The sequence below is a fragment of the Burkholderia sp. KCJ3K979 genome (assembly GCF_016759955.1).
GTDB classification, from domain to species: domain Bacteria; phylum Pseudomonadota; class Gammaproteobacteria; order Burkholderiales; family Burkholderiaceae; genus Burkholderia; species Burkholderia orbicola.
Genome location: NZ_JACFYV010000027.1, coordinates 15,135 through 40,818 on the forward strand (window position 1 = coordinate 15,135; position 25,684 = coordinate 40,818).

General features: G+C 67.7%; 25 protein-coding genes. 15 read left to right on the plus strand and 10 right to left on the minus strand.

Annotated elements, in window-relative coordinates:
- Positions 1-592: 592 nt before the first annotated feature.
- Positions 593-1,609 carry an AraC family transcriptional regulator gene (locus H3O04_RS09280; protein WP_011549359.1) on the minus strand — a complete coding sequence of 339 codons (1,017 nt, stop codon included), beginning with the start codon at positions 1,607-1,609 and terminating at the stop codon, positions 593-595.
- Between the two features lie 127 nt (positions 1,610-1,736).
- Positions 1,737-2,861: an MBL fold metallo-hydrolase gene (locus H3O04_RS09285; protein ID WP_200161102.1), complete on the minus strand. Its 1,125-nt coding sequence runs from the start codon at positions 2,859-2,861 to the stop codon at positions 1,737-1,739.
- An 83-nt stretch (positions 2,862-2,944) separates the two neighbouring features.
- Here H3O04_RS09285 and H3O04_RS09290 point away from each other — a divergent pair, with 83 nt between their 5' ends.
- Both H3O04_RS09290 and H3O04_RS09295 read left to right on the plus strand, forming a co-directional pair.
- Complete coding sequence (locus tag H3O04_RS09290) at positions 2,945-3,598, plus strand: TetR/AcrR family transcriptional regulator (RefSeq protein ID WP_011549357.1); 654 nt, start codon at positions 2,945-2,947, stop codon at positions 3,596-3,598.
- Between the two features lie 203 nt (positions 3,599-3,801).
- Positions 3,802-4,293 carry a flavodoxin family protein gene (locus H3O04_RS09295; RefSeq protein ID WP_011549356.1) on the plus strand — a complete coding sequence of 164 codons (492 nt, stop codon included), beginning with the start codon at positions 3,802-3,804 and terminating at the stop codon, positions 4,291-4,293.
- Positions 4,294-4,410: 117 nt separating this feature from the next.
- Here H3O04_RS09295 and H3O04_RS09300 read toward each other — a convergent pair whose 3' ends face one another.
- Positions 4,411-4,995 (minus strand): DUF2889 domain-containing protein, encoded by a 585-nt coding sequence (locus H3O04_RS09300; RefSeq protein ID WP_011549355.1) that lies wholly within the window; start codon positions 4,993-4,995, stop codon positions 4,411-4,413.
- A 654-nt stretch (positions 4,996-5,649) separates the two neighbouring features.
- Between H3O04_RS09300 and H3O04_RS09305 the strand changes: the two genes are divergently transcribed.
- From H3O04_RS09305 to H3O04_RS09315, 3 genes are all read left to right on the plus strand, one after another.
- Positions 5,650-6,321, plus strand: a complete 672-nt coding sequence (locus tag H3O04_RS09305) for a ProQ/FinO family protein (protein WP_202587548.1) — start codon at positions 5,650-5,652, stop codon at positions 6,319-6,321.
- Between the two features lie 486 nt (positions 6,322-6,807).
- On the plus strand, positions 6,808-7,869 hold the full coding sequence (locus H3O04_RS09310) for a DMT family transporter (RefSeq protein WP_201317201.1): 1,062 nt from the start codon (positions 6,808-6,810) through the stop codon (positions 7,867-7,869).
- 23 nt (positions 7,870-7,892) lie between these two features.
- The gene (locus H3O04_RS09315) at positions 7,893-8,126 is read left to right on the plus strand and encodes a hypothetical protein (RefSeq protein WP_201317202.1); all 234 of its coding nucleotides are present in this window, start codon (positions 7,893-7,895) and stop codon (positions 8,124-8,126) included.
- Positions 8,127-8,220: 94 nt separating this feature from the next.
- On the opposite strand, the gene H3O04_RS09320 is transcribed toward H3O04_RS09315, so the two are convergent.
- The 7 genes from H3O04_RS09320 to H3O04_RS09350 form a co-directional block, all read right to left on the minus strand.
- Positions 8,221-8,808: a nitrogen fixation protein NifQ gene (locus tag H3O04_RS09320; RefSeq protein ID WP_202587549.1), complete on the minus strand. Its 588-nt coding sequence runs from the start codon at positions 8,806-8,808 to the stop codon at positions 8,221-8,223.
- A 75-nt stretch (positions 8,809-8,883) separates the two neighbouring features.
- Complete coding sequence (locus H3O04_RS09325; RefSeq protein ID WP_200161106.1) at positions 8,884-9,309, minus strand: TOBE domain-containing protein; 426 nt, start codon at positions 9,307-9,309, stop codon at positions 8,884-8,886.
- A 174-nt stretch (positions 9,310-9,483) separates the two neighbouring features.
- Positions 9,484-10,980 (minus strand): efflux transporter outer membrane subunit, encoded by a 1,497-nt coding sequence (locus tag H3O04_RS09330; protein ID WP_202587550.1) that lies wholly within the window; start codon positions 10,978-10,980, stop codon positions 9,484-9,486.
- Positions 10,977-11,951: an efflux RND transporter periplasmic adaptor subunit gene (locus H3O04_RS09335; protein WP_124591830.1), complete on the minus strand. Its 975-nt coding sequence runs from the start codon at positions 11,949-11,951 to the stop codon at positions 10,977-10,979. Before H3O04_RS09335 ends, H3O04_RS09330 begins: the two co-directional genes overlap by 4 nt.
- A gap of 1 nt (position 11,952) precedes the next feature.
- Positions 11,953-12,165, minus strand: coding sequence for a DUF1656 domain-containing protein (locus H3O04_RS09340; RefSeq protein ID WP_006481008.1), 213 nt, complete (start codon positions 12,163-12,165; stop codon positions 11,953-11,955).
- Between the two features lie 34 nt (positions 12,166-12,199).
- Positions 12,200-14,323, minus strand: coding sequence for an FUSC family protein (locus tag H3O04_RS09345; protein WP_105798408.1), 2,124 nt, complete (start codon positions 14,321-14,323; stop codon positions 12,200-12,202).
- A complete protein-coding gene (locus H3O04_RS09350; protein ID WP_053526009.1) occupies positions 14,320-14,799 on the minus strand; it encodes a MarR family winged helix-turn-helix transcriptional regulator in 480 nt (159 codons plus the stop codon). Before H3O04_RS09350 ends, H3O04_RS09345 begins: the two co-directional genes overlap by 4 nt.
- Positions 14,800-15,122: 323 nt before the next feature.
- Here H3O04_RS09350 and H3O04_RS09355 point away from each other — a divergent pair, with 323 nt between their 5' ends.
- The 10 genes from H3O04_RS09355 to H3O04_RS09400 all read left to right on the plus strand — a co-directional run bounded on the left by H3O04_RS09355 (position 15,123) and on the right by H3O04_RS09400 (position 25,635).
- Positions 15,123-15,983, plus strand: a complete 861-nt coding sequence (locus tag H3O04_RS09355; RefSeq protein ID WP_202587551.1) for an FAS1-like dehydratase domain-containing protein — start codon at positions 15,123-15,125, stop codon at positions 15,981-15,983.
- Between the two features lie 38 nt (positions 15,984-16,021).
- Positions 16,022-17,185 (plus strand): acyl-CoA dehydrogenase family protein, encoded by a 1,164-nt coding sequence (locus tag H3O04_RS09360; RefSeq protein WP_202587552.1) that lies wholly within the window; start codon positions 16,022-16,024, stop codon positions 17,183-17,185.
- A gap of 12 nt (positions 17,186-17,197) precedes the next feature.
- Positions 17,198-18,376, plus strand: a complete 1,179-nt coding sequence (locus tag H3O04_RS09365; protein ID WP_202587553.1) for a CaiB/BaiF CoA transferase family protein — start codon at positions 17,198-17,200, stop codon at positions 18,374-18,376.
- Positions 18,377-18,395: 19 nt separating this feature from the next.
- Positions 18,396-19,220 carry an HpcH/HpaI aldolase/citrate lyase family protein gene (locus H3O04_RS09370; RefSeq protein WP_202587554.1) on the plus strand — a complete coding sequence of 275 codons (825 nt, stop codon included), beginning with the start codon at positions 18,396-18,398 and terminating at the stop codon, positions 19,218-19,220.
- Between the two features lie 181 nt (positions 19,221-19,401).
- A complete protein-coding gene (ehuR, locus tag H3O04_RS09375) occupies positions 19,402-20,814 on the plus strand; it encodes a MocR-like ectoine utilization transcription factor EhuR (RefSeq protein ID WP_202587555.1) in 1,413 nt (470 codons plus the stop codon).
- A 107-nt stretch (positions 20,815-20,921) separates the two neighbouring features.
- Positions 20,922-21,893, plus strand: a complete 972-nt coding sequence (gene eutB, locus H3O04_RS09380) for a hydroxyectoine utilization dehydratase EutB (RefSeq protein ID WP_202587556.1) — start codon at positions 20,922-20,924, stop codon at positions 21,891-21,893.
- A gap of 1 nt (position 21,894) precedes the next feature.
- Complete coding sequence (locus H3O04_RS09385; protein ID WP_202587557.1) at positions 21,895-22,899, plus strand: cyclodeaminase; 1,005 nt, start codon at positions 21,895-21,897, stop codon at positions 22,897-22,899.
- Between the two features lie 10 nt (positions 22,900-22,909).
- Complete coding sequence (gene doeA / locus H3O04_RS09390; RefSeq protein WP_202587558.1) at positions 22,910-24,118, plus strand: ectoine hydrolase DoeA; 1,209 nt, start codon at positions 22,910-22,912, stop codon at positions 24,116-24,118.
- 4 nt (positions 24,119-24,122) lie between these two features.
- Positions 24,123-25,151, plus strand: a complete 1,029-nt coding sequence (doeB, locus tag H3O04_RS09395; RefSeq protein ID WP_202587559.1) for a N(2)-acetyl-L-2,4-diaminobutanoate deacetylase DoeB — start codon at positions 24,123-24,125, stop codon at positions 25,149-25,151.
- Positions 25,152-25,164: 13 nt separating this feature from the next.
- Complete coding sequence (locus H3O04_RS09400; RefSeq protein WP_077220271.1) at positions 25,165-25,635, plus strand: Lrp/AsnC family transcriptional regulator; 471 nt, start codon at positions 25,165-25,167, stop codon at positions 25,633-25,635.
- Positions 25,636-25,684 lie beyond the last annotated feature (49 nt).

Below are 25,684 nucleotides of genomic sequence, written 5' to 3' on the forward strand. Positions count from 1 at the left end.
AAATGGGGGCGTATGGTTTTTTGGCATGTGGGCAACGAAGATTGGCGCGGCTTCACCGAGATTCGTTGTGGCGAATACGTAATTCGTAGTTTTCAATACGTTTCGCGGTGGAGCAACTGTTCCGGGTGTCGAAGTGCGGGGATCAGTGCATCACTGGATCGCGTCGCCCCGTCCATTGACTGGTGGGAGTTCTGATATTTAGCGCCAGTTGTCACGTGACAACGCATGCGTCGGCCTTCCTATTAACGGAGTCGCGAAGCATCGCGAGACGATGCTGACATTGGGGATTTATAGGCGGCCGGTCCGACGTAGCCGTTGGGAGGGGAGGGGGCGGTCCGCCGAAATCGTCAGCTCCGGGCGGTTCGTCTGTAGCCAAAGGAGAGGTGAAAGTATGGGACCCGGCCGCACGATACACGTCGGCGATGTTTGACGATAAGCAGGAAGGGAGACGCCGAGCAATTCATCCGAGTTGAAAACATATCGGCGTTGGGCGCTGCATTTCAGTCTGAGTCCGCTCGATCCCGCATGCGAGGCGCCAGTCCTGCGCCGTTCACCCGTAATAGCCGACACATTCCCACCCACCGTGCCGCCATCAATAACTCGCGACGATCGACAAGGCGACATCCCCGCCACCTCGCAGGCTATCGATATCCCTTCGCGGAGAGTTACCGAACAGCCGGCTATATTCCCGGTTGAACTGGGTCGGGCTCGCATACCCGACCCTGAATGCTGCCGACGCGGCGTCGAGCCGCTCCGCCAGCATCAGCCGACGTGCCTCGTTGAGGCGTATCCATTTCTGGTACTGGAGAGGACTCATGCCGGTGAGTTGACGGAAGTGGTGATGGAAGGTCGAACTGCTCATCTGAACCTGCGCCGCGAGATCATCGACACGCAACGACTCGTCGTAGTGAGCGCGCAACCACCGGATCGCGCGTGACACGCGGTTGCACTGACTGCCGGCGGACGCAATCTGACGCAGGCGGGCGCCCTGGTCGCTCGTCAGCAGCCGATAGTAAATTTCCCGCTCGACATACGGTGCGAGAACGGCAATCGCGTTCGGGTCGTCCAGCAGCGCGAGCAACCGGTTCAGCGCGTCGTACAGAGGCTCGGTCATGTCGCCCACGACGAGCCCGCGGCCGGCCGGCGCATCGTCGTGATCCGGCGCGACTTGCATCATCAATTCGGCCATGACGCGAAAATCGAGCTTGAGGCCGAGCCCGAGAAACGGTTTGTCGGGGCTGGCTTCGATGATCTGCGTCGAACCGGGCAGGTCGAGTGACGTGATCAGAAAGCGGTCCGTGTCATAGATATAGGCGTCTCCGCTCTGCATGACCCGCTTCGCGCCTTGAACGACGAGACCGAAGCTCGGCTCGACCATGCATTCCATCGGCTGCGTCGGCGCTTCCCTTCGATGAAAGCTCAGGTTGGGAATGGCCGTGTCGAGATGATCGACTCCTTCGGTCCATCTCGCGACGCGCTCCGCGAGCGACTGTCGTAGCTCGTTCTCGCGGCTGCGACCGGTCGAACGGTCGCTCGCCTGGTCGAATGCCGCGATGGCGACGTCATCATTGCGTTGGCCGGATATGTATCGGAGGGATGCCGGATGCATGACTTCTCTACTCTAGTAATCGGGTCGACAGGCAGGCCGTCGACGTGCCGGGGAAGCCGGCAACGAATGCACCACCCGGCGCCGCTGCACGGCCATCCTCCCGGAAGGCGCGTGCGGCGATTGCGGACTACTTCGTCGCCTGCGATGCGCAAAGCTGCCAGCGTCGCGATTTCGCCGCCGGCGTTGCCGCGTGCTCGTCGACCGTGCGCCACCAGCGCTCGCCGCGATGCGGCGCGTCGAGATCGAGGCGTTCGCCCATTCTGGGCGTCGACAGCTCGATACCGCGCACGAGCGCCAGCGCCGTGACCCGCTCGAACGGCTCCTGCCAGCGATGCATCGCGAGGTCGAACGTACCGTTGTGGATCGGCATCAACCAGCGCCCGCGCAAATCGATGTGCGCCTGCACGGTTTCTTCCGGCTGCATGTGAACGTACGGCCATTGCGCATCATAGGCGCCCGTTTCGATCAGCGTGACGTCGAACGGCCCGAGGCGCTCGCCGATCTCCCGGAAGCCGTCGAAATAACCCGTATCGCCGCTGAAGAACACGCGCAGGTCGTCGTCGACGATCACCCACGACGCCCACAGCGTACTGTTGCCGTCGAACAGGCTGCGCCCGGAGAAGTGCTGGGCAGGCGTCGCTGTCAGCGTCAGCCCGGCCACATCGATGCTTTGCCACCAGTCGAGCTGGCGGACCTTGTTCGCGTCGATACCCCATTCGATGAGCCGGTCGCCGACGCCCAGCGTCGTCACGAACACGTCGGTGGTGGCGGCCAGCGCGAGCACCGTGTCGCGGTCGAGGTGATCGTAATGATCGTGCGACAGGATCACGCCGCGCAGCGGCGGAAGATCTTCCAGCGCGATCGGCGGCGCATGAAAGCGCTTGGGGCCGATACGCCGAAACGGCGACGCGCGCTCCGCGAACACCGGATCGGTCAGCCAGAATTCGCCACGCAGCTTCAGCAACAGCGTCGAATGGCCGAGCCGATACAGGCTGCGATCGGGTGCCGCGTCGAGTTCCGCGCGGGTCAGCGAATCGACGGGCAACGCGCCGGCGGGCACGGTATGACGCGGCTTGTTGACCAGCATGTTCCACGCGATTCCCAGCGTCTTGCCCAATCCTTCGGCGGGGCGCGGCGCGACATTGGCAAAGCGCTCGCCGTTGTGCTGCGGCGAACTGCCGGAGAGCGTCCGGCCACGTCGGGCGGCCGCGAAACCCAGAATGCGATGAATCAAAACGAGAGGCGATGCCATGTCGGTTCGTCCGGAGAATAAAGTACACTAAACAGTGTAGTTTATTTTTGGGGTAAGTAAACTGCCCGGTGTAAAATTTCTGTATGGATACCAGTACTCCCCCTCAGCGTCTGACCGACCGAAAGCGCGCGGCCATCGTCGATGCGGCGATCGAGGAATTTCTCGCCGCGGGCTACGATGCGACGAGCATGGATCGTATCGCTGCGCGCGCGGACGTGTCGAAGCGCACCGTCTATAACCACTTCCCCGGTAAGGAGACGCTGTTCGCCGCGATCCTGAACAAGTTGTGGGATGCGACTCGCACCGGCAGTTCGCCGACCTATCGCGCCGACGTGCCGCTGCGCGAGCAACTGCTCGCGTTGCTCGACCGCAAATTGCGGTTGATGAACGACGAGGCCTTTCTCGCGCTGGCGCGTGTCGCGATCGGCGCGGCCATCCATTCGCCGGAACGGGCGCGCGACATGGTCGAGCGTCTCGGCGAGCGCGAGGAAGATGTCACGGTCTGGGTGCGCGCGGCCGCGGCGGCCGGTCGCCTGTCGGTCACCGATCCGGTGTTCGCCGCGCATCAGTTGCATGGCGCGGTGAAGGCATTCGCGTTCTGGCCGCAGATCACGATGGGCCAGCCGCCGCTGACGGCGCAGGAGCAGCAGAAGGTCGCGGAATCGGCTGCCGATATGTTCCTTGCGTACTACGCGCGACCCGACGACGGCGCTGCACGGCATCGCCGGCAAGACTGAACGCGGTCCCGGACACATCCGGAAGCATCCGGCTCCCCGGGCAGATCGAAACCATTGCGATGCGCGCGTTGTCGGCGAGCAGGCAAACCGGTCGATCCGGGGAAAAACGAACGCCAAATGACGCCCATCCGTGCCGGCCGGCCATCTGGCCTGGACTCGACGATACCGTCGGCGCACCCGAAGCCGAATGCGAGCAACGACCCATGAAAACGCTGTTGATCGTCTATCACACGATGACCGGAGGCACGCAACAGATGGCCGAAGCGGCTGCCGGTGCAGCTCGCGAGCAGCCTGGCGTCGACGTCAGGATGCAGCGTGCGGACGCGACGAGCGCCGACGACGTGCTGGCCGCCGACGCATACCTGTTCGCGACGCCGGAGAACCTTGCGGCGATGTCCGGGCTGATGAAGGATTTCTTCGATCGCTGCTACTACGCGGCGCTCGATCGCGTGAACGGCCGCCCGTATGCGGCAATGATCTGCGCGGGAAGCGACGGGCAGAACGCGTTGCGCCAGATCGACCGGATCGCGACCGGATGGCGGCTGAAGAACGTGGCGCCCGGCCTGATCGTCTGCACGCATGCGCAGACGCCGGAGCGTATTCTCGCAACGAAGACGATCGACAGCGACGCGCTCGCGCGCTGCGCCGAACTCGGCGCGGGTCTTGCTGCAGGGCTGGCACTGGGCGTGTTCTGATCACGAGTGCGGCGGCTCCGATCTGCCGGATCGACACCGGCACGGCCCGCAGCCGTTCGCGCACTATCGGTTTCGCAAACTTCCGCAAACAGCGCCGAACCGCCGAGCGTCGGAACTTCAACTGCCCTTCGTCGGTGCCGAAGGCTGGTGGTACTCGGGCCAAAGACGTTTCACGAGATCGCGCGATGCACCGTAGGCGTAGCAACTGTCGATCTTGAGCGGCTTTCCTTCGCTGTCGCGGTAATCGAGCGACGATCGCCGCATGCCGACCATCGTCTGATAGGCCGTCGTCGCGATCGGGCCGAGCAGTTCCTTCAAGTGCGTGCACGTATCGCAGGACGGCAGGCGCTTGCGAACCTCGCTGTTCCAGCCGGCGCCGATGTTCAATCCGACGAGCGCCTGCAGCGAGTTGCCGCCGCCCGAACACTGCGCATACGGATGCGAACGCATGAACGTGGAGACGCCGCGAACGACCATGTCGACGTCGAACACCAGCGTGACGCCGAGATCGTGGAGCGGTGTCAGTGCCGCGACCGTTCGCGCGCCGCCGGGCGGCGTGAAATCGCTGGTCTTGCGGTCCGCGAGGCAGGCCGTCACTTCGAACAGGCCATCGCTGCGCCGATAGCCGCGCATGTCGATCTGCCGATGGTGAATCTCCTCGCGCGTGAGGCCGTCATGCGGGGTGTCGTCTTGGGAAACCATGCTTGCGCTCCATCTCGTGTAACCAGGTCGTTTCGCAGGCAACGGAATCGCGCCCGGTCGATCGGGCGCGCGGAGAAAAGCAGGCGGGGACATGCTGCCAACGAAGTCGATTCGGCCATACTACGCACTTTCCGAGATCTTCGTCCGCGACGCGATCGATGCGCACGCAACGAGTCGCGTATCGCGGCCGGCGCAAACGCGTGTCGAGCGGGCGGGTCGTGCGAGGTCGGCGGCTACGCCACGCGTGGCGGTTGTGACACGACGCCGTTCGACGTCCGTCGCGCGGAAGATCGCACTTTGCGCCTTGCGCGTCGGCCCGGCCCGCTGCAATTTCCCAGCAGGGGCCGCGAATGGCGTGACATCCGGAAACGTATCCATATAATGCGCAACACGACCGCGCGGACGCATTTCCGGCACCGCGGATCGGACAAATGCAGACCGGCGAGTCAACCGCCTGTCGCGCGTACCGGTATACTTCCACTCCTGCCTTGTCCGGCATCGAGGCCGGGTGCCTGAAAACAGAGTGGCGTGCGCGATGCGGCCCCGTAGTGTTCCGCACCGGCGGCAGGCCGGCCGCACGCATGGCGGCGAAGCTGTTGTGCCGCGCGGCATGGCCGCACGAACCACACCTTATATTCCTGGTGGATTGAATTTATGGGTTTTGAACAACTTGCCGAATTGCGGGCGCAGCTCGCGGCGAAGGCCAAGCAGGAGCGCAACGCAAAGCGGCCGGCAGCGCCGACGGACGCCGGCGCGAAGCCGAAGTCCGGCGACCAGCCGTCCCGCGGCGCCAAGCCGGGTGCCGGCGCGAAGACGCAGCCTCGGGCGAAGCTTGCTTCGGCGAAGCCGGCGGCGCCGGTCGATCCGGTCATCGTCGCGATCGGCAAACTGCAGCGGAAGTTTCCGCGCGCGTTCCCGAAGAATCCGGCCCCCAAAGTACCGCTCAAGGTCGGCATCTGGGACGATCTCGCACGCGAAGCGCAGGCCGTCGGCCTCAACGAAGCCGAACTGCGCGAAGCGATGTCGACGTGGTGCCGCGGCAATCGCTACTGGTCCTGCCTCGTCGAAGACGCGGTGCGCGTCGACCTGCAGGGCAACGAAGCCGGGCGCGTGACGCACGACGACGCGGCACGTGCGCGCCGCCTGAAGGCCCGCCGCCCGGGCAAGGGCGCGGCACAATCGGCCAAGGGCGCACCGCAGCAGCCGAAGGCCGAGCAGCAGGCCGAGGCCGCTGCCGCGCCGCAACCGGCGCAGGCCGAAGCGGAAGCGCCGGTGCAGACCGACGCCGCGCCGCAGGTCGAGCAGCAATCGGCCGGCAACGAGTAATCCGCACCGCGCTGCCGTCCGTCGAGCCGCGCGTAGCCGCATGCAAGTCGCGTGCGGTGCATGGCACTCCAGATCGACTTGCCTCGTCAGAGGCAGGTCGGGACTGTCTCCACCGGCGCTGAACCTGCTGGTACATCCCCTCCCTCGTCGAACAGACAACGCGACCGGACGACCCACATTCGTCGACCGGCCTCCATGCACATGATGTTTCGATCGTGCTGATCGAGCATCAATAATATGCATAACTGATCATGAAAACGCGTTGACCATATAATTCGTTTTCCGAAATGATGAAGCGGAAATCGTCGATCGACGTGCGCGCGATCCCGCCTGCCCACCGCGACAAAACGGCGCGCGATAATCACGATGGGAGCGTCCGGCCGCAGGCAAGCCGAGCACGATACAGCCAGCCTTTCGAAAGGTAAGGCAAGCCCGCCTCGACCCAAAGCCACGCCCAGTTTCATCAACCTCAATTCGCCCCGGACCGTGAACCCGAGACATTCCGCGATTTTCGTCGCGCTCGCCGCCGCCGCGCTGTTCGGCGCCGCGACACCGCTCGCCAAGGCGCTAATCGGTGCAATGTCGCCGTTCATGGTTGCCGGCCTCTTCTATTTCGGCAGCGGCGTCGGGCTCGGTATCGGGATTCTGCTGCGCGGTTGGCACAGCCGTCGCGCATCGGCCGCGGACGCCGCGCCGTTGCATCGTGCCGATCTGCTGTGGCTGGCCGGTGCGATCGCGGCGGGCGGCGTGGCCGGCCCCGCTTTGCTGATGCTCGGGCTGTCGAGTACGCCGGCGGCGACGAGCGCGTTGCTGCTCAATCTCGAAGGCGTGTTGACGGCGGTGATCGCGTGGGTCGTGTTTCGCGAGAACGTGGATACGCAGGTGTTCCTCGGCATGGCGGCGATCGTCGCTGGCGGCACGCTGTTGTCGTGGACGCCAGGCCGGGCCGGCGTGCCGGTCGGCGCGCTGCTGATCGTCGCTGCGTGCCTGTGCTGGGCGGTCGACAACAACCTGACCCGCAAGGTGGCCGCGAACGACGCGATGGTGATCGCCTGCATGAAAGGGCTGATCGCGGGGCCGGTGAACATCGGCATCGCGCTGGCGGCCGGCGCGACGCTACCTGCGTTACCGGTCACGGCCGCAGCGATGCTGACGGGGCTCGGCGGCTACGGGATCAGCCTCGTGTTGTTCGTGGTCGCGCTGCGTCATCTCGGCAGCGCGCGCACCGGCGCATATTTTTCGGTCGCCCCGCTATTCGGAGTTGCACTGTCGCTGCTGATCTGGCCCGCGCTGCCGCCCGCGACGTTCTGGATCGCGGCCGCGCTGATGGCGCTCGGCCTCTGGCTGCACGTGCGCGAACGGCACGAACACACGCATGCGCACGAGCGACTCGAGCATACGCATCGGCATCGGCACGACGACCATCACCAGCACATGCACGACTTTCCGTATGACGGCGATGAACCGCACGCGCATCCGCACGTGCATCTGCCGATCACGCACAGCCACGCGCATTTTCCGGACATTCATCACCGGCATCGACATTGACGGTGTCGTGAGCGACGCGTGCCTTGCGTCGCAAGGTGACCGTTTATGGGAAGCGGGAAAAGCCGGTCATCGGTTCGGTAATGTCGGTTGCCGACATGTTGCCGAAGCACCGCTGGCATTTGTGTGCCGCAAGCCGTGAGTTGCCGCTCAGGTTGGAGGAGCGCAACGCGTGCCGGATCATCCAACCGTCGTTGCGCCGAATGGAAGTGATCCGCGGTTTTTTCGCGGAAGCCGAATGTGGCGTCGAAGTCGCGTAACGGCACGTTCGCGCTCGCCATGCCGGTCAACGCGGCTTTTCCGGCCGGCGATGCGACGAAACAGATATCGGCCCGCCCGTTGCCGCGATACCCGTCACGTACGAGGAAAGCAGAAACCGAAATCCTCACAGCCCGGACATCCGGGTGCGGGCCCGGGCGGCACGCCGAGCGATACGGCCACTTCCTGCGCGAGGAATTTCTTCCAGCGCAGATGAGCGATGTTGCGCGCGGCGAGCGCCGGGAAAAAGCGCGCGAGCATCGCGGACACCGCGTCGCGTCCGTCGAGCCCGAGGTCGCGCCACAGATGATCGGGGCGCAGACACGCATGCGCGATGATCGCGGCGAGGCAGTCGGCATCGTCACGAGCGACGGCGGGATTCGCATCGTCCATCAGCCGTGCATGCAGCGTCGCGACGAATGCCGAGTGGGTGGCCGGCAACGGTAGCGGTGCGACCGCCGACGTGAGTGCAATGGTGTCGACGGATCGCAGATGCGGAAAATGTCGGGCCAGCAGGCCGGCGAACTGATCGGGAGGCAAGCCCAGCAGCGAGAGTTCGTTGCGCCCGGCGCGTGCCGTAACGAGTGTGCAGAACAGCTGGGCGTCGGGCACGTCGGCGTTGGCTGCCGCGGATTGCAGCGACTGCAACGCCTGTTCGTACGTGCGATCGGCCGAAGCGGTCATCGTCAGCCTCCGGACGAGAACCAGACCGCACGCATGCGAGGGGCACAACGAATCGCCATCGCGATCGTCATGCGATCACTCGACGCCGACGATCACGCTCGATGCCTTGAAGATCGCGGAGGCAGCGGTGCCGCTCGCGAGGCCGAGACGATCGACGCTGTCGTTGGTGACGATCGCGACGATTTCCGCGCCACCCGCGGCCTTGATCACCACTTCCGAATTGACCGCGCCCTTCGCGACCGACGCGATGGTGCCCGCGACGCAGTTGCGGGCCGACACCTTGCTGCTGTCGACGTCGACCATCACGATGACCGACGATGCCTTGACGAGCGCAAACGCCTTCGTACCGGCCGCGAGGCCCAGCGATGCCGCGCTGCCGTGGGTGATCACCGCGACGATCTCGAGGCCGTCCTGCGTGCGCAGCGTGATTTCGTCGTTGACGGCACCGGGTTTGACGGCGCCGATCTGGCCGGCGAATTGGTTGCGGGCGCTGGTTCGCATGATGACTCTCCGGGTGGATGCCGCGGCCGGGCCGGCCGCGGTAGCAGATGAATGGAAATGCATCGGCCAGTGTACCGTCAACGCAGGCACTGCGAATGCGATGGTGCGAATCGGTAAAACGCGTCGCCGCAGGGCGTGTCGTCACGCAGGCGTCATATCCCGACCGCGACGGTGCTACGGCGTCGACTGGGCGGCCGCGGGTGTCGAGGCCGCAGAGCCGGCGTCCGCGGCGGCTGCCGCACCGTCGCCGTCCCATCCACCGCCGAGCGCGAGAAAGAGCCGCACCTGGTCGGCCGCGACCTGACCTTCGGCCGCCGCGACCTGCGCCCGCACACTCGTCAACGTGCGCGTTGCGTCGAGATCGGAAATGAACGATTCGCGGCCGGCCGCATAGAGACGATGGGTTTCGTCGGCGGAATTGCGGGCCGATTCGTACGCGGTGCGCAGCGCGTCCGTGCGCTGCACGTCGGCCGCGTAGGTCGCGAGGCTCGACTGCGTTTCGCGCAGCGCATTCAGCACGACGCCGTCGAAGTGTGCGAGTGCGCCGCCCGTCGCGGCTTCGGCTTCGCGCACGCGCGCACGCTGGCCGTTGACCGGGAACGACCAGCTGATCAGCGGACCGAACGACCAGCGATTCGTGGTGGACGAGAACAGGTCGGCGGCGACGCCGACCGAGCCGGCCGACGCACCGATGCTGACCGACGGGTACAGCGCGGCGGTCGCCACGCCGATCCGCGCGGTCGCGGCGGCGAGCTGCCGCTCGGCCTCGCGCACGTCGGGGCGGCGGCGCAGCAGCGCGGCGCCGTCGCCGATCGGAATCGGCTGACGCAGCTTCGGCAGGCGTTCGCATTCGGCGGCGGCTTTCGGCAGGTCGGCCGGCGCGCGCGCGAGCAGCGCGGCGAGCTGGTACTGCGCGACCTTGCGGCGGCCTTCGAAGCGCGGAATGTCGGCGGAGAGCGTGCGCACCTGCGTGACGCCGCGGGTCACGTCGGTCTGGTTGCCGCGTCCGGCATCGCGCAGTCGTTGCGACAGTTTCACGCGCTGCTGCTGCAGCGCGAGCGACTGCTTCGCGATCGCCAGTTCGTCGCCGGCCGAGCACGCTTCGACGTACGCGCGCACGACGTCGGCCACGACGGTGATGCGTGCCAGGTCGCCGGCCGCCTTGACGGCCTCGCTGTCCGCGCGCGCGGCTTCGACGCCGCGCCGCAGCTTGCCGAACAGGTCGAGCTCGTACGACACGTTGATGCCGACCGTGCCTTCGTTGACGACCGGCAGCTTGTTATCGAGCAGGTATTGCTCGGCCGATTCCTGCGCGCGCTGCACGGCCGCTTCCGCGCTGCCCGAGAAGCCGCCCTGTTCGTTCGCGACGACCAGCGCCGCGCGCGAGCGGGCGAGGTTGGCCGCGGCGACGCGCAGGTCGGTGTTCGACTTCAGCGCATCGCGCACGAGCCCGTCGAGTACCGGGTCGTCGTACAGCTGCCACCAGTTGCCGGGCACCGCGTCGCGCGACACCAGCGCGCCGTTCGCGTCGTCGAGCGCATGGTTCGCCAGCGGCGCATTGACGTACGCGTGCTGCGGCAACTTGTAGTCGGGGCCGACCGACTTGCACGCACCGAGTGCGAGTGCAAGCGGAGCGAGCGTCGCCGCGATGCGCAGACCGTGCCGCTTCATTGCGATGCTCCCGCAGCGCTCGCGGCCGTACCGGACGCAGCGCGAACCGGCGCGGCCGCCGATGCGGTGCTGGCGCCAGCCGGCTTCGCGTCGTTGCGGCGCGCGTCGGCGCCGCGCATCGACACGGTCGCGGTGCGGCCCGCGATCATCCGGAAATCGTCGGGCACCTCGTCGAGCACGACGCGCACCGGCACGCGCTGCGCGAGCCGCACCCAGCTGAACGCCGGGTTCACGTTCGGCAGCAGGTTCGCGCCCTGCGTGCGGTCGCGATCCTCGATCGCGGCGACGATGCTCTGCACGTGGCCGCGCAACGCATGCGGCTCGCCCATCACGATGATGTCGACCGGCTGCCCGATATGGATGCCGCGCAGCTTGGTTTCCTCGAAGTAGCCGTCGACGCGGAACGAGTTGCGGTCGACCACCGACAGCACCGCGCGGCCGGCCGGCACGTATTCGCCGACGCGCGGGGCGCGGTCGTTCAGGTAGCCGTCCACGGGGCTGACGATCGTCGTGCGCTGCAGGTTCAGCTTCGCGGTGTCGAGCGACACCTGCGCATCGGCGACGCTGGCTTCGCCCTGCTCGACGCGCGTGCGGCTTTCCTCGACCTGTTCGCTCGCGACCAGGTTGCCGAGCTGCAGGTTGCGCGCGTATTCGCGCTTCGCCTGCGCCAGCGTCGCGCGACGCTGCGCGAGCGTCGCTTCGGCGAGCCGCTCCGCGAGCGTGTAGCGCGCCTGGTCGATCACGAACAGCACCTGGCCGCGCTTGACCTCCTGGTTGTCGGCCACCTGCACCGACGTGATGAGGCCCGACACGTCCGGCGCGACCTGGATCACGTCGGCGCGTACGTGCCCGTCGCGCGTCCACGGCGAGAACATGTAGTAGTTGATGATGCGCCACAGCACGAGGCCGGCCACGATGACGACGATCAGGGTGAGCAGGACTTGCCCTGCCGAGAGCCAGGTTTTTTTCACGTTAGGTAGCCACGAGTTGGTGGGACACGATCACGACGGCGGCCAGCACGAATACATAGATGCCGAGGTCGAAGATCGAACGGTGCCAGACGAGGCGGTAGAAGCCGACGCGTTCGAGCACCGCGCGCACGACGATGTTGATCAGGTATGCGATCAGCATCAGCACGAGCGGGGCCGGCACGAACACGCCGAAGATATCGATTTCGCCGATCATGGTCGCGGTCGGAATGACAAGGTGGAAAGCCGGCTCATGCGCGCGCTCCGTCCGGCGCCTGCGGCGCTTGCGCGGCCGCGGCCGGATACAGCGACAGGCGCAGGCCGACGAGCGCATGCAGCGTGTCGCGCAGCCGGCGATGCGTGGCCGGCACCGCGGGCGCGGCCGCGCCGTCGGCCTGCGCGGCGGCCGGCAGGTTGCGGCCGGCCACGCGCCGCAGCGCGTCGTCGATCGTCGCGAGCAGCGCGGGCGGCACGGGCTGGCGCGCGTTCGCGGCCGCGCAGCGGGTGTAGTGATCGGTGACGCCGGCCAGCACGCGATCGATCGCGTCGGGCACGTCGCCTGACAGCCGGCGCCGCGAGCGGCGCAGGTCGAGCGCATTCAGCGCGATGCGCAGGTCGCGAAAGCTTTCGATCGACGGGTGGCGGTGGTCGTCGGACGCGCCGAGGCGCGGCAGCAGTTGCGTGACGCGATCGAGCATCCGCGATGCGTGGTTGCGCTGATCGTCGAGCGGCTGCGTCGATGCGGAGCGCGCGACGTCCTCCCAGCCCGAGCGCAGCAGGCGCCGCACCGCGAGTTCGGCGCCGAACGGTCGCGTCGCGCGCGTCCACACGTATGCGAACAGCAGCCCGGCGACGCCTGCGAGGTTGCTGTTCAGGAACACGAAGAAATCGGCCTCGTACGCACTCTGGATGCTGATGAAGGTAGCCGTGTTCACCGCGACGAGCATGGTCACCATGTTGAACTGCGGGCGCGGCAGCAGCGTGCCGATCAGGATGAACGGGCCCGCGAACATCAGCACGAGCATCGCGAAATCGTGCACGTGCGGCAGCACGACGAACAGGTACAGGCCCGCGAACACGACGCTCGCGGTGGTCGACAGGAAGAACTTGAACACCAGCGGCGCGGGCTCGTCGAGCGCGGCGAAGAAGCTGCACGACACCGCCACGAGCGTGACGGCGGCCGCGCCGTCGTGCCAGCCGGACGAGATCCACAGCCAGCACGCGAACACGATCGCGAACACGACGGTCAGCGTCGAGAACAGCATCATCCCGCGATCGAAGAAGCGTTCGGTGCCGCCGAGCCGCCAGTGCCGGTAGCGCGGCTGCCACACGCCCGACTCGTTCGCGATCAATGCGCGCAGCGAACGGCAGTCCTGCCAGATGTCGATGACCTGGCGCAGCCGCCACAGCGCATTCGACAGCAGCGCGCCGTCCCAGCTCGCCAGTGCGCTGTCGGGCGGCTGCAGCGCGGCGATGCGCTCGCGCAGGTCGTCCGCGACCGGATCGTGCGCCATGGCGCCGTCGGTGCCGGTCTTCACCGCCGGCAGCGGCGCGTCGAACCACTTCGCGGCGTCGGCCAGCAGCGCGTCGAGCGCGGGCGGGCGCACGTGTAGGTCGCGCATCAGCGCGATCAGCGGATCGGCGAGCGACGACATCAGCGGCAGGAACAGCTGCATCCGGCCCGCGAGCGCCTGCGCGCGGGCCAGCACGCGCGGATGCGCATGGTCGTAGCCCAGCTGGCTCAGCAGGAACTCGAGGCCGGTGATGGTCGCGGCGAGCCGCTGCCGGCATGCGGACAGCGCCTTGCCGGCCAGGTGCCCGGACAGCGTTTCGCGGCCGTAGAACGCGGCGTCCTTGAACCACGCGTCGGTGCGCTCGATCAGCGTCGGCGCGAGCCGGTTCGGGAACACGGCGCTGCCGACCACGCTCGCGCACACGATGCCGAGCACGATTTCCTCGGTGCGCGCGATCGCGACGTCGAAGATGGTGGACGGATCGGTGACGGTGGGCAGCGCGACCAGCGGCATCGTATAGCCGGCGAGCATGAAGACGTAGCTGCGCGCGGTGCGGTCGGAGATCGCGAGGTACAGCAGCGTGCCGCACCAGGTCGCGACGATGATGCTGAACAGGAGCGGCGTCTCGACGAACGGCGGCACGAAGAAGATCGCGGCGGCCGCCCCGAGCGCGGTACCGAGCGCGCGGTACAGCGCCTTCGAGCGCGTCGCGCCGACGAACGGGTTCGACACGATGTAGACGCTCGCCATCGCCCAGTACGGGCGCGGCAACTGGAAATACAGGCCGAGGTACAGCGCCAGCATCGACGCGGCGAACGTCTTGCCCGAGAACAGCCAGTCGCGGAGGCTCGGATAGGTCATGACGCGGAATCGGCGGAGTGGGGCGGGCGCGACGCCGGCGGATGCGGGTCGGCTGCGTTGAACGCGTTCAGCACGCGCAGCGTGGCTTCGAGATCGGCGCGCGACACACCCTTGAGTACCTGGGCGCGCAGCGCGCGCAGGTCGTCCTCCATCTGCGCGGTGACCGCGCGGCCGGCAGCCGTCAGCGAGATCGTCTTCGCGCGGCGATCGTGCGGGTCCTCGTCGCGGCGTGCGAGGCCGGCCGCGCACAATTGATCGAGCAGGCGCACGAGCGACGGCCCTTCGATGCCGACGTGCTCGGCGAGCGTGCCTTGCCGCACGCCTTCACCGAGGCGCCCGGCGATCAGCAGCGGCGTCGCGCAGGCCTCGGACACGTTGTACGCGGTCAGCACGCCGTCGCTGGTGCGGCGCCACTTGCGCGCGGTGAGCACGAGCAGGCTGCTGACGGCGAGGCGGAGGTCGTGCAGATTGGTCATGGGCGAGATGATAGGGGCAAAAACATTCGATAGCAAACTATCGTTTTTGTCACCCGGATGACACGTCGCATGCGGCCCGGCCGGCCAGTCTGAAGCAATTTAGGCGGCGTGTCGTCCGGGGTCAAGCGGCAAGGCCGGCGACCGCGAACCGCGCACGTTCGGCGGGCCGACTATATTGAATAGTCAGACGAGAACCGTCCGGCAGCACGGCACATGCCCGCGCGCGTTAAGCAAATTCGAAGCCCCGGTTCGGGAAAGCCGACTTCGCGAAGCCGCGCGTGGCGTGCATATTCAGGGTCATTGCAAGCGCACCGGAGACCGACGTGCCGACCTCATCCCCGCAGCCTGCCGCCCCCGCGTCGCTCGACGCGTGGCTCGGCAAGACCGAAACGCTTGGCGACGACATCACCGCGTTCCCGCTGAACGCGCTGGCCGCCACGCTCGACCGCCCGTCGCCCGGCGACGTCGTGCCGCCGATGTGGCACTGGCTCTACTTTCTGCCGGTCGCGCCGCTGGCCGAGGTCGGCCCCGACGGCCACCCGAAGCGCGGCGGCTTCCTGCCGCCGGTGCGGCTGCCGCGCCGCATGTGGGCCGGCGGCCGGCTGACGTTCCATGCGCCGCTGCGCGCCGGCCAGCGTGCGACACGCGAATCGACGATCGCGAACATCGAGGACAAGACCGGTCGCAGCGGCCGGCTCGTGTTCGTGACGGTGCAGCACCGGATCGAAGCCGGCGGCGCGCTGTGCGTCGAGGAGGAGCACGACATCGTTTATCGCGACGCGCCGCAGCCGGGTGCGCCCGCACCGAAGCCGGTCGCGCCGCCTGCCGGCGAAGCGTGGTCGCGCACGGTCACGGCCGACGCGGTGATGCTGTTCCGCTATTCGGCGCTGACCTTCAACGGCCATCGCATTCACTACGACCGCAGCTACGTGACGCAGGAAGAAGGCTATCCGGGGCTCGTCGTGCACGGCCCGCTGATCGCGACGCTGCTCGTCGATCTCGTGCACCGCGAACGGCCGGACGCGACGCTCGCGAGCTTTGCGTTTCGCGCGGTGCGCCCGACCTTCGACGGGCAGCCGTTCACGCTGTGCGGCAAGCCGTCGGACGACGGCCGCACGATCGAGCTGTGGGCGAAGGACCGTGACGGCTGGTTGACGATGCAGGCCACCGCGGCCCTCGCATGACGCGCTTCCTTTCCTTTCTTCCTTCATCGACGACGGACATGCAGACGACGCAACACGACCCGTACCAGGACATCCGCGAAGCGGTGCGCGACCTGTGCAGCCAGTTTCCCGGCGAGTATTTCCGCCAGATCGACGACGCGCGCGGCTATCCCGACGCGTTCGTCGACGCGCTGACCAAGGCCGGCTGGCTCGCCGCGCTGATTCCGCAGGAATACGGCGGCTCGGGGCTCGGCCTCACCGAGGCGTCGATCATCATGGAGGAGATCAACCGCGCGGGCGGCAACTCCGGCGCGTGCCACGGACAGATGTACAACATGGGCACGCTGTTGCGCCACGGTTCGGCCGAACAGAAGCGCGCGTACCTGCCGAAGATCGCGAGCGGCGAGCTGCGCCTGCAGTCGATGGCCGTGACCGAGCCGACCACCGGCACCGACACGACGAAGATCAAGACGACCGCCGAGCGGCACGGCGATCGTTACGTGATCAACGGGCAGAAGGTATGGATCTCGCGCGTGCAGCATTCGGACCTGATGATCCTGCTCGCGCGCACGACGCCGCTCGCCGACGTGAAGAAAAAGTCCGAAGGGATGTCGATCTTCGTCGTCGACCTGCACGACGCCATCGGTCACGGGCTGACGGTGCGGCCGATTCCGAACATGGTCAATCACGAGACCAACGAGCTGTTCTTCGACAACCTCGAGATTCCGACCGAGAACCTGATCGGCGAGGAGGGGCAAGGCTTCAAGTACATCCTCGACGGGCTGAACGCGGAGCGCACGCTGATCGCGGCCGAATGCATCGGCGACGGCTACTGGTTCATCGACAAGGTGTCGCAGTACGTGAAGGAGCGCGTCGTGTTCGGTCGCCCGATCGGGCAGAACCAGGGCGTGCAGTTTCCGATCGCGCGCGCGTTCGTGAACGTCGAGGCCGCGAGCCTGATGCGTTTCGACGCCGCGCGCCGGTTCGATGCGCACGCGCCGTGCGGCGCGCAGGCGAACATGGCGAAGCTGCTCGCGGCCGACGCGTCGTGGGAGGCCGCGAACGCATGCCTGCAATTCCACGGCGGCTTCGGCTTCGCATGCGAATACGACGTCGAGCGCAAGTTTCGCGAGACGCGGCTGTATCAGGTCGCGCCGATCTCGACCAACCTGATCCTGGCCTACGTCGCGGAGCACATCCTCGACCTGCCGCGCTCGTTCTGACGGAGGCCGACGATGCGACCCCTCGACGGCATCAAGGTGATCACCCTCGAACATGCGATCGCGGCGCCGTTCTGCACGCGCCAGCTCGCCGATCTCGGCGCGCGCGTGATCAAGATCGAACGGCCCGGCAGCGGCGATTTCGCGCGCGGCTACGACGAACGCGTGCACGGGCTGTCGTCGCACTTCGTGTGGGTGAACCGCTCGAAGGAGAGCCTGACGCTCGACGTCAAGCAACCCGATGCGGCCGCCGTGCTCGACGCGCTGCTCGCGGATGCCGACGTGCTCGTGCAGAATCTCGCGCCCGGTGCGGCCGAGCGGCTCGGCCTCGGCCACGACGCGTTGAAGCACACGCATCCGCGCCTGATCGTCTGCGACATCTCGGGTTACGGCGGCGACGGCCCGTATCGCGACCGCAAGGCCTACGACCTGCTGATCCAGAGCGAAGCCGGGTTCCTGTCGATCACGGGTTCGACCGGGCAACCGGCGAAGGCCGGCTGCTCGATCGCGGACATCGCGGCCGGCATGTACGCGTACACCAGCATCCTGAGCGCGCTGCTGATGCGCGGCCGCACCGGTGAAGGTTGCCGGATCGACGTGTCGATGCTGGAGAGCATGGTCGAGTGGATGGGCTACCCGCTCTACTACGCGATCGACGGTCAAAGCTCGCCCGCGCCGTCGGGCGCGTCGCACGCGACGATCTGCCCGTACGGGCCGTTCCCGGCCGGCGACGGCAAGACCGTGATGCTCGGGCTGCAGAACGAGCGCGAATGGAAGCTGTTCTGCGAGCAGGTGCTGCGGCAGCCGGCGCTGGCCGACGATCCGCGTTTCAATGCGAATTCGAAACGGCATGCGGCGCGCGACGTGGTGGATGCGCTGATCGTCGATGCATTTGCGACGCTGACGGCCGCCGACGTGATGCAGCGGCTCGACGCGGCCGGGATCGCGAACGCACGGATGAACACGCTCGACGACGTATGGCGGCACCCGCAATTGCAGGCGCGGGTGCGCTGGCGCAGCGTCGACACGGCCGCGGGCCCGGTGCCCGCGCTATTGCCGCCCGGGTTGCCCGCCGGCGTCGAGCCGCGCATGGATGCGGTGCCGGCGCTCGGCCAGCATACCGACGCGATCCTCACGGAACTCGGCTACGACCGCGCGCGGATCGATGCGCTGCGCGCGAACGGCACGATCTGATTGCGCTTTCACGACGACGATGACCAACACGATTCCCGCCACTGCCTCCGCCTGCGCCCGTTCGTGGCTCTTCGTTCCCGGCAATCGGCCGGAGCGCTTCGAGAAGGCGCGCGCGGCCGGCGCCGACGCGGTGATCGTGGATCTCGAGGACGCGGTGCCGCCGGACGGCAAGCCGACGGCGCGCGACGCGGTCGTCGCGCGGCTCGATGCCGCGCGGCCCGTGTGGGTGCGTGTGAATGCGGTCGATACCGTGTGGTTCGCCGACGACCTCGCCGCGATCGCCGCGCATCCGGGCACAGCCGGCGTGATGCTGCCGAAATGCGAGACACGTGCGCAGCTCGATGCCGTGCTCGCGCACGCGCACGGCGCGCTCGAACTGCTGCCGATCGTCGAGACGGCGGCCGGGATCGCAGGGCTCGATCAGGTGTGTGCCGCGCCGCGCGTCGTGCGCGTGGCGTTCGGCACGCTCGATTTCCAGGTCGATCTCGGCATCGACGGCGACGGGGAAGAGTTGAACGCATTCCGCTCGCGGATCGTGCTCGCGTCGCGGCTGGCCGGCATCGCGCCGCCGGTCGACGGCGTGTCGACGATCATCGACGATCCCGCCGCGATCGAACGGCATGCGCGCCACGCGCGGCGGTTCGGCTTCGGCGGAAAACTGTGCATTCACCCGAAGCAGCTCGACGCGGTGCATCGCGCGTATGCGTGGACCGACGCGGAGCATGCGTGGGCGCGGCGCGTGCTCGATGCCGTCGACGCGAGCGGCGGCGCGGCGGTCGCGCTCGACGGCAGGATGGTCGACATGCCGGTGATCCTGAAGGCACGGCGCATTCTGCGCGGGTAGCCGCTCCCGCGACATTCCTCCGAACAATCGAGGTGCCGCGCCGGCGTCCGTGCGGGCACGCCGATTGCACCGTCCGATTCGACCCGCAACGTCCTGCTTTCGCGCGCGCGATTGCACTAGGACAATATTTTCAGGGTGTCTTTCTGAGCGACCATGCGGAAGCCACGACGGAGACATCGAGATGGGACGGACCGAGGTATCGGCAGGCTGGCGCGACGCGCTCGGCGCGGTGCACGGCATCGAGTCGAAATACAAGCGGCTCGTGAAGGCGATCGCCAGCGACATCGAGAACGGCGCGCTCGCGCCGGGCGCCCGGCTCGCGCCGCAGCGCGACGTCGCGTCGAGCCTCGGCGTCAGCGTGCAGACCGTCACCAACGCGTACAAGGAACTGGAGCGCCAGGGGCTGATCCGCTGCGAGGTCGGCCGCGGCAGCTTCGTGGCCGCGCGCGTGACGGAATCGATGTCGAACTACATCCTCGATACGACCGAGCGCGAACTGGTCGACTTCTCGATCGCCCGCATCGTGCACACGCCCGAGCACGATGCCGCGTGGCGCAGCGTGTGCACGGCGCTGGCCGGCACCGACGATCAGCCGTGGATTCGCTCGTTCCGGCCGATCGCCGGCCTCGATGCGCATCGCGACGCCGGCGCCGCATGGCTCGCGTCGCTGAACATGCCGGTGCACCGCGAATCATTGCTGATCACGAACGGCGCGGCGCATGGCATCTTTCTCGCGCTCGCGTCGATCGTCGGGCCGGGCGACACCGTGTTGTGCGAGAGCCTGACCGATCACGGCGTGATCGGCTCCGCGAACGTGCTCGGGTTTACGCTGAAGGGGCTCGAGATGGACGAGCACGGCATCCGTCCCGAACATTTCGAGGAGATGTGCGACAGCGAACGGATCAGTGCGCTCGTCTGCACGCCGACCCTCAATAACCCAACCGTGTCGCTGATGCCCGAGTCGCGGCGGCGCTCGATCGCGCGCATCGCGACGCGCTACGGCGTGTACGTGATCGAGGACGACGTGTACGGCCCGCTGCCCGAGAAGACGGGCACGCCGATCGCCAGCCTGATCCCGGAGCTCGGCTTCTACTGCACGAGCATGACGAAATCGGTGCTGACCGGATTGCGCACGGGCTATCTCGCGATGCCGCGGCGGCTCGCGTTGCGCGTCGAGAGCGTGCTGCGCGTGAGCTGCTGGATGGCGACGTCGCCGATCGCGGAGATCGCGACGCGCTGGATCGCCGACGGCACCGCGCGGCGGCTCGTCGAACTGCAGCGCCAGCGGCTCGCGGCGCGTCAGGAGAGGGTGAAGGCCGCGCTGGGGCCGTATGTGCTCGGTGCGCACCCGAACGCGCTGTCGGCCTGGCTGCGCGTGCCCGACTACTGGCAGGCCGAGCGGATCGTGCGCGAACTGCGCTCCCGCAAGATCGCGGTGACGTCGCCCGATCCGTTTCTCGTCGGCGGCACGGAGCGGCCGAACGCGGTACGCGTGTGCATCGGCGCCGAAACCTCCGATGCCGCGTGCAACGCGGCGCTCGAGACGATCGCGGGCGTGTTCGAACAGTATCCGCACCTGAACGATTTCCACTGAACCGGCGGCGCTGCCGCGATGTCGCGCGCAATGTATCAGGACATTCGAAAGCGCGATTTGGAACATTAGACTGGATCGCATCACATTCGTCGCGAGGCGCGCGTTCCATGTCTTTCCTGTCGCTGTCCGACGTTTACCGCGCGCGCCGTCGCCTCGCCGGGCGCGCCGACGGTACGCCGCTCGTCGCGTCCGCCGCGCTGTCCGCGCGCGCGGGCGCCCCCGTCTACCTGAAGCTCGAAACGCTGCAGCCGACCGGCAGCTTCAAGCTGCGCGGCGCGACCAATGCACTCGCGGAAATCGCCGCGCAACGCGTGACGCGCGTGGTCACCGCGTCGACCGGCAACCACGGCCGCGCTGTCGCGCATGCGGCACGCGCGCTCGGCATCGACGCGGCCGTCTGCATGTCGTCGCTGGTGCCGGCCAACAAGGTCGAGGCGGTCGCGGCGCTCGGCGCGCGCGTGGTGATCGTCGGCGAGAGCCAGGACGACGCGCAGGCCGAAGCACGGCGCCTGGTGCGCGACGAAGGCTATGCGTACGTACCGCCGTTCGACGATCCGCGCATCATCGCGGGCCAGGCGACGATCGGCGTCGAGATCCTCGAAGCGCTGCCCGATACGGCGACGCTCGTCGTACCGCTGTCGGGCGGCGGCCTGTTCAGCGGCGTCGCGTTTGCCGCGAAGGCGATTCGGCCGCCGATCGAGGTGATCGGCGTATCGATGGCGCGCGGCGCCGCGATGCATGCGAGCCTCGCGGCCGGCCGCCCGGTCGACGTCGCCGAGCAGCCGACGCTGGCCGATTCGCTTGGCGGCGGCATCGGCCTCGACAACCGCTACACGTTCGACATGACGCGCGCGCTGGCCGACGACGTCGTGCTGCTCGACGAGCCGTCGATCGCGCGCGGCATCGCGCATGCGTATCGCGAAGAGCGGCTCGTCGTCGAAGGCGCCGGTGCGGTCGGCCTCGCCGCGTTGCTGGACGAGCGGATCGTGCGCCGCGACCGCGGCGGCCCGATCGTGGTCGTCGTGAGCGGCGCGAACATCGACATGGCCGCGCATCGCCGGCTCGTTTCGGAGAACTGACATGGCCCATCCCGTCACGTTGCTCGGCCAGGCGCAATTGCGTGCGCTGGTGCCGCTCGATCTCGCCGCGATCGACCAGGTCGAGGCCGCGTTCGCGTCGCTCGCGACCGACGCGGTCGTGATGCCGCCGATCCTGAATCTCGCGCTGCCGGCGCGCCACGCCGAAGTCGACGTGAAGACCGCATACCTGCCGCGCTTCGACAGCTTCGCGATCAAGGTCAGCCCCGGCTTCTTCGACAACCCGTCGCTCGGGTTGCCGAGCCTGAACGGGCTGATGCTCGTGCTGTCCGCGCGCACCGGCCTGACCGAGGCCGTCCTGCTCGACAACGGCTACCTGACGGCCGTGCGCACCGCGGCGGCCGGCGCCGTGGCCGCGCGCCGGCTCGCGCGCGCCGATGCGCGCCGCGCGGCGATCGTCGGCGCGGGCGAGCAGGCACGGCTGCAACTGGCCGCGCTGATGCTGGTGCGCGACATCTCGCACGTGACGGTGTGGGCGCGCGACGCCGAACGTGCCGCGCGCTTCGCGGCCGACGTGCGTGCCGCGCATGGAATCGACGCGATCGTCGCGCGCTCGGTGCATGAGGCACTGGCCGACGCAGACATCGCGGTGACGACCACGCCGAGCCGAGCGCCGCTCGTGCACGCGGAAGACCTGCACCCGGGGCTGCACGTGACGGCGATGGGCTCGGACGCCGATTACAAGACCGAACTCGCGCCGTCGGTGTTCGGCGCCGCACGGTATTTTTGCGACCGGCTGCAGCAGACCCGCGTGGCCGGCGAACTCGCGCACGCGATCGCGGCCGGGGCCGTTGCAGCCGACGCCGTGTTTCCCGAACTCGGCGAAGTGATCGCCGGCCGCCGCGACGGCCGCACGCATCGCGACGACATCACGATCTGCGACCTGACCGGCACCGGCGCGCAGGACACCGCAATCGCCGTGCTCGCGCTGCAACGCGCGCGGGCGGCGCAAGCAGGCACGATCTTTCACAACGACCTCACGACTTGAGAGGAGACAGATGTCCGCAGTCATCGAAACCCAGACAGCCGCGCCGCGTCTCGCGTTCGCGCGCAGCGAATATGCCGCGCGGATCGCGAAGACGCGCGCGGCGATGGAGCGGGCCGGCATCGACCTGCTGATCGTCACCGACCCGACCAACATGGGCTGGCTGACCGGCTATGACGGCTGGTCGTTCTACGTGCACCAGTGCGTGCTGCTCGCGCTGGACGGCGAACCCGTGTGGTTCGGCCGCAACCAGGACGCGAACGGCGCGAAGCGCACCGCGTTCATGGCGCACGAGAACATCGTCGGCTATCCCGACCATTACGTGCAGTCGAGCGCATGCCATCCGATGGATTACCTGTCGACCGAGGTGATCGCGGCGCGCGGCTGGAACACGTTGCGCATCGGCGTCGAGCTCGACAACTACTACTTCAGCGCGGCGGCGTACGCGTCGTTGCAGAAGCATCTGCCGGGCGCGCGCTGGGTCGACGCGACCGCGCTCGTCAACTGGCAGCGCGCGGTGAAGTCGCCGCGCGAGATCGAATACATGCGCGTGGCCGCGCGCATCGTCGAGCGGATGCATGCGCACATCGTCGAGACGATCGAGCCGGGCATGAAGAAGAGCGACCTGGTCGCGCAGATTTACGCGACCGGCATCGGCGGCGCCGACGGCTTCGGCGGCGACTACCCGGCGATCGTGCCGCTGCTGCCGACCGGCGCCGACGCGGCCGCGCCGCACCTGACGTGGGACGACTCGACGTTCGCGCGCGGCGCCGGCACGTTCTTCGAAATCGCCGGCTGCTACCGCCGCTATCACTGCCCGCTGTCGCGCACCGTCTATCTCGGCAAGCCGCCCGCGCACTTCATCGAAGGCGAGCGCGCGGCGGTCGAAGGGATCGAGGCCGGGCTCGCGGCCGCGAAACCCGGCAACGTATGCGAGGACATCGCGAACGCATTCTTCGCGGTGCTGCGCCGCGCCGGTATCGACAAGGACAGCCGCTGCGGCTATCCGATCGGCGCGAGCTATCCGCCCGACTGGGGCGAGCGCACGATGAGCCTGCGTCCGGGCGACCGGACGGTGCTCGAACCCGGCATGACGTTCCATTTCATGCCGGGGCTGTGGCTCGACGACTGGGGGCTGGAGATCACGGAGAGCATCCTGATCACCGAGACCGGCGCCGAGACGTTCTGCAACGTGCCGCGCAAGCTGTTCGTGAAGGAGTAGGGCGATGCGTGCTTCCCCGATTACGCCGACCGTCGATTTCGACGCGGACGGCGAACAGCACGGCTTCCTGAAGCTGCCTTACTCGCGCGACGATTCCGCGTGGGGCTCGATCATGATTCCGGTGACCGTCGTGAAGCGCGGCGACGGGCCGACGGTGTTGCTGACCGGCGGCAATCACGGCGACGAATACGAAGGGCCGGTCGCGCTGTCGAAGCTCGCCGGTTCGCTGAAGGCGGCCGACGTGACCGGCCGCGTGATCGTCGTGCCGTTCATGAACTACCCGGCGTTCCGCGCCGGTTGCCGCACGTCGCCGATCGATGCCGGGAACCTGAACCGCAGCTTCCCGGGCCGCCCGGACGGCACCGTGACCGAGAAGATCGCCGACTACTTCCAGCGCCATTTGCTGCCGCTCGCGACGCACGTGCTCGACATTCACGCGGGCGGCCGCACGCTCGACTTCGTGCCGTTCGCGGCGATTCACGTGCTGGAGAACCGCGATCAGGAAGCACGCTGCGAGCGTGCGATGCGCGCGTTCGGCGCGCCGTATTCGATGCGCATGCTGGAACTCGACAGCGTCGGCCTCTACGACAGCGCGGCCGAGGAAGCCGGCAAGGTGTTCGTGTCGACCGAGCTGGGCGGTGGCGGCACGTCGACGGCGGCGAGCGTCGCGATCGCCGAGCGCGGCGTATATGGATTTCTCGCGCATGCGGGCGTGATCGCGAAGGACGTCATCGACGGCAATGCCCGTCGCAGCACGACGACGCTGCTCGACATGCCGGACGGCTCGTGCTTCACGACCAGCGAGCATCGCGGGCTGCTCGAAATGTGCCGCGATCTCGGCAGCGAGGTGGAGGCCGGCGACGTGCTCGCGCGCGTGCACGACATCGATCGCACGGGCGTCACGCCGATCGAATACGTCGCGCGGCGGCGCGGGCTGCTCGCGGCCCGGCACTTCCCGGGCATCGTGCAGCCGGGCGACACGATCGCGGTGGTCGCCGACATCGTCGAGCGCAACATTCCGGTGGCCGTATGAGGACACGCACGACGTGATCAAGCTCGACCGATACGACCTCGCGATCCTGCGCCTGCTCGAGCGCGACGGGCGCATCACGAAGTCGAAGCTCGCGGAAGCCGTGAACCTGTCGATTTCGCCGGCATGGGAGCGCGTGCGCAAGCTCGAGGAAAGCGGCGTGATCCGCGGCTATCGCGCGGACGTCGACTGGATCGGCACGTTCTCCGGCAGCCGCATCGTCGTCGAGGTGACGCTGTCGCGGCACACCGCGCCCGACATGCGACGCTTCGAGGATCGCGTGGCCGCGGCACCCGAGGTCGCGCAATGCTATGCGACGGGCGGCGGCGTCGATTACGTGCTGCACGTGGTCGCGCGCGACATCGACCATTACCAGCGCTTCATCGATGCGTTGCTGATGGAAGACCTCGGCATCGAGCGCTACTTCACGTACATCGTGACGAAGGTCGTGAAGTGCGCATCCGGCGGCGCGCCGGACTGGCTGTAAAAGTTCGCGCCGGCGCGCGGCAATACGGAAAAAACCGGCATTTCGAGCC

Excerpts from the sequence above, each read along its gene's own strand:
- H3O04_RS09350 (WP_053526009.1), bottom strand. The coding sequence starts at position 14,799 with ATGACCAATCTGCACGACCTCCGCCTCGCCGTCAGCAGCCTGCTCGTG.
- H3O04_RS09385 (WP_202587557.1), top strand. The coding sequence starts at position 21,895 with ATGGCCCATCCCGTCACGTTGCTCGGCCAGGCGCAATTGCGTGCGCTG.
- H3O04_RS09305 (WP_202587548.1), top strand. The coding sequence starts at position 5,650 with ATGGGTTTTGAACAACTTGCCGAATTGCGGGCGCAGCTCGCGGCGAAG.
- eutB (WP_202587556.1), top strand. The coding sequence starts at position 20,922 with ATGTCTTTCCTGTCGCTGTCCGACGTTTACCGCGCGCGCCGTCGCCTC.
- doeB (WP_202587559.1), top strand. The coding sequence starts at position 24,123 with ATGCGTGCTTCCCCGATTACGCCGACCGTCGATTTCGACGCGGACGGC.
- H3O04_RS09290 (WP_011549357.1), top strand. The coding sequence starts at position 2,945 with ATGGATACCAGTACTCCCCCTCAGCGTCTGACCGACCGAAAGCGCGCG.
- H3O04_RS09325 (WP_200161106.1), bottom strand. The coding sequence starts at position 9,309 with ATGCGAACCAGCGCCCGCAACCAATTCGCCGGCCAGATCGGCGCCGTC.
- H3O04_RS09280 (WP_011549359.1), bottom strand. The coding sequence starts at position 1,609 with ATGCATCCGGCATCCCTCCGATACATATCCGGCCAACGCAATGATGAC.
- H3O04_RS09365 (WP_202587553.1), top strand. The coding sequence starts at position 17,198 with ATGCGACCCCTCGACGGCATCAAGGTGATCACCCTCGAACATGCGATC.
- H3O04_RS09295 (WP_011549356.1), top strand. The coding sequence starts at position 3,802 with ATGAAAACGCTGTTGATCGTCTATCACACGATGACCGGAGGCACGCAA.
- H3O04_RS09285 (WP_200161102.1), bottom strand. The coding sequence starts at position 2,861 with ATGGCATCGCCTCTCGTTTTGATTCATCGCATTCTGGGTTTCGCGGCC.
- H3O04_RS09345 (WP_105798408.1), bottom strand. The coding sequence starts at position 14,323 with ATGACCTATCCGAGCCTCCGCGACTGGCTGTTCTCGGGCAAGACGTTC.
- H3O04_RS09340 (WP_006481008.1), bottom strand. The coding sequence starts at position 12,165 with ATGATCGGCGAAATCGATATCTTCGGCGTGTTCGTGCCGGCCCCGCTC.
- H3O04_RS09320 (WP_202587549.1), bottom strand. The coding sequence starts at position 8,808 with ATGACCGCTTCGGCCGATCGCACGTACGAACAGGCGTTGCAGTCGCTG.
- ehuR (WP_202587555.1), top strand. The coding sequence starts at position 19,402 with ATGGGACGGACCGAGGTATCGGCAGGCTGGCGCGACGCGCTCGGCGCG.
- H3O04_RS09370 (WP_202587554.1), top strand. The coding sequence starts at position 18,396 with ATGACCAACACGATTCCCGCCACTGCCTCCGCCTGCGCCCGTTCGTGG.
- H3O04_RS09330 (WP_202587550.1), bottom strand. The coding sequence starts at position 10,980 with ATGAAGCGGCACGGTCTGCGCATCGCGGCGACGCTCGCTCCGCTTGCA.
- H3O04_RS09360 (WP_202587552.1), top strand. The coding sequence starts at position 16,022 with ATGCAGACGACGCAACACGACCCGTACCAGGACATCCGCGAAGCGGTG.
- H3O04_RS09300 (WP_011549355.1), bottom strand. The coding sequence starts at position 4,995 with ATGGTTTCCCAAGACGACACCCCGCATGACGGCCTCACGCGCGAGGAG.
- doeA (WP_202587558.1), top strand. The coding sequence starts at position 22,910 with ATGTCCGCAGTCATCGAAACCCAGACAGCCGCGCCGCGTCTCGCGTTC.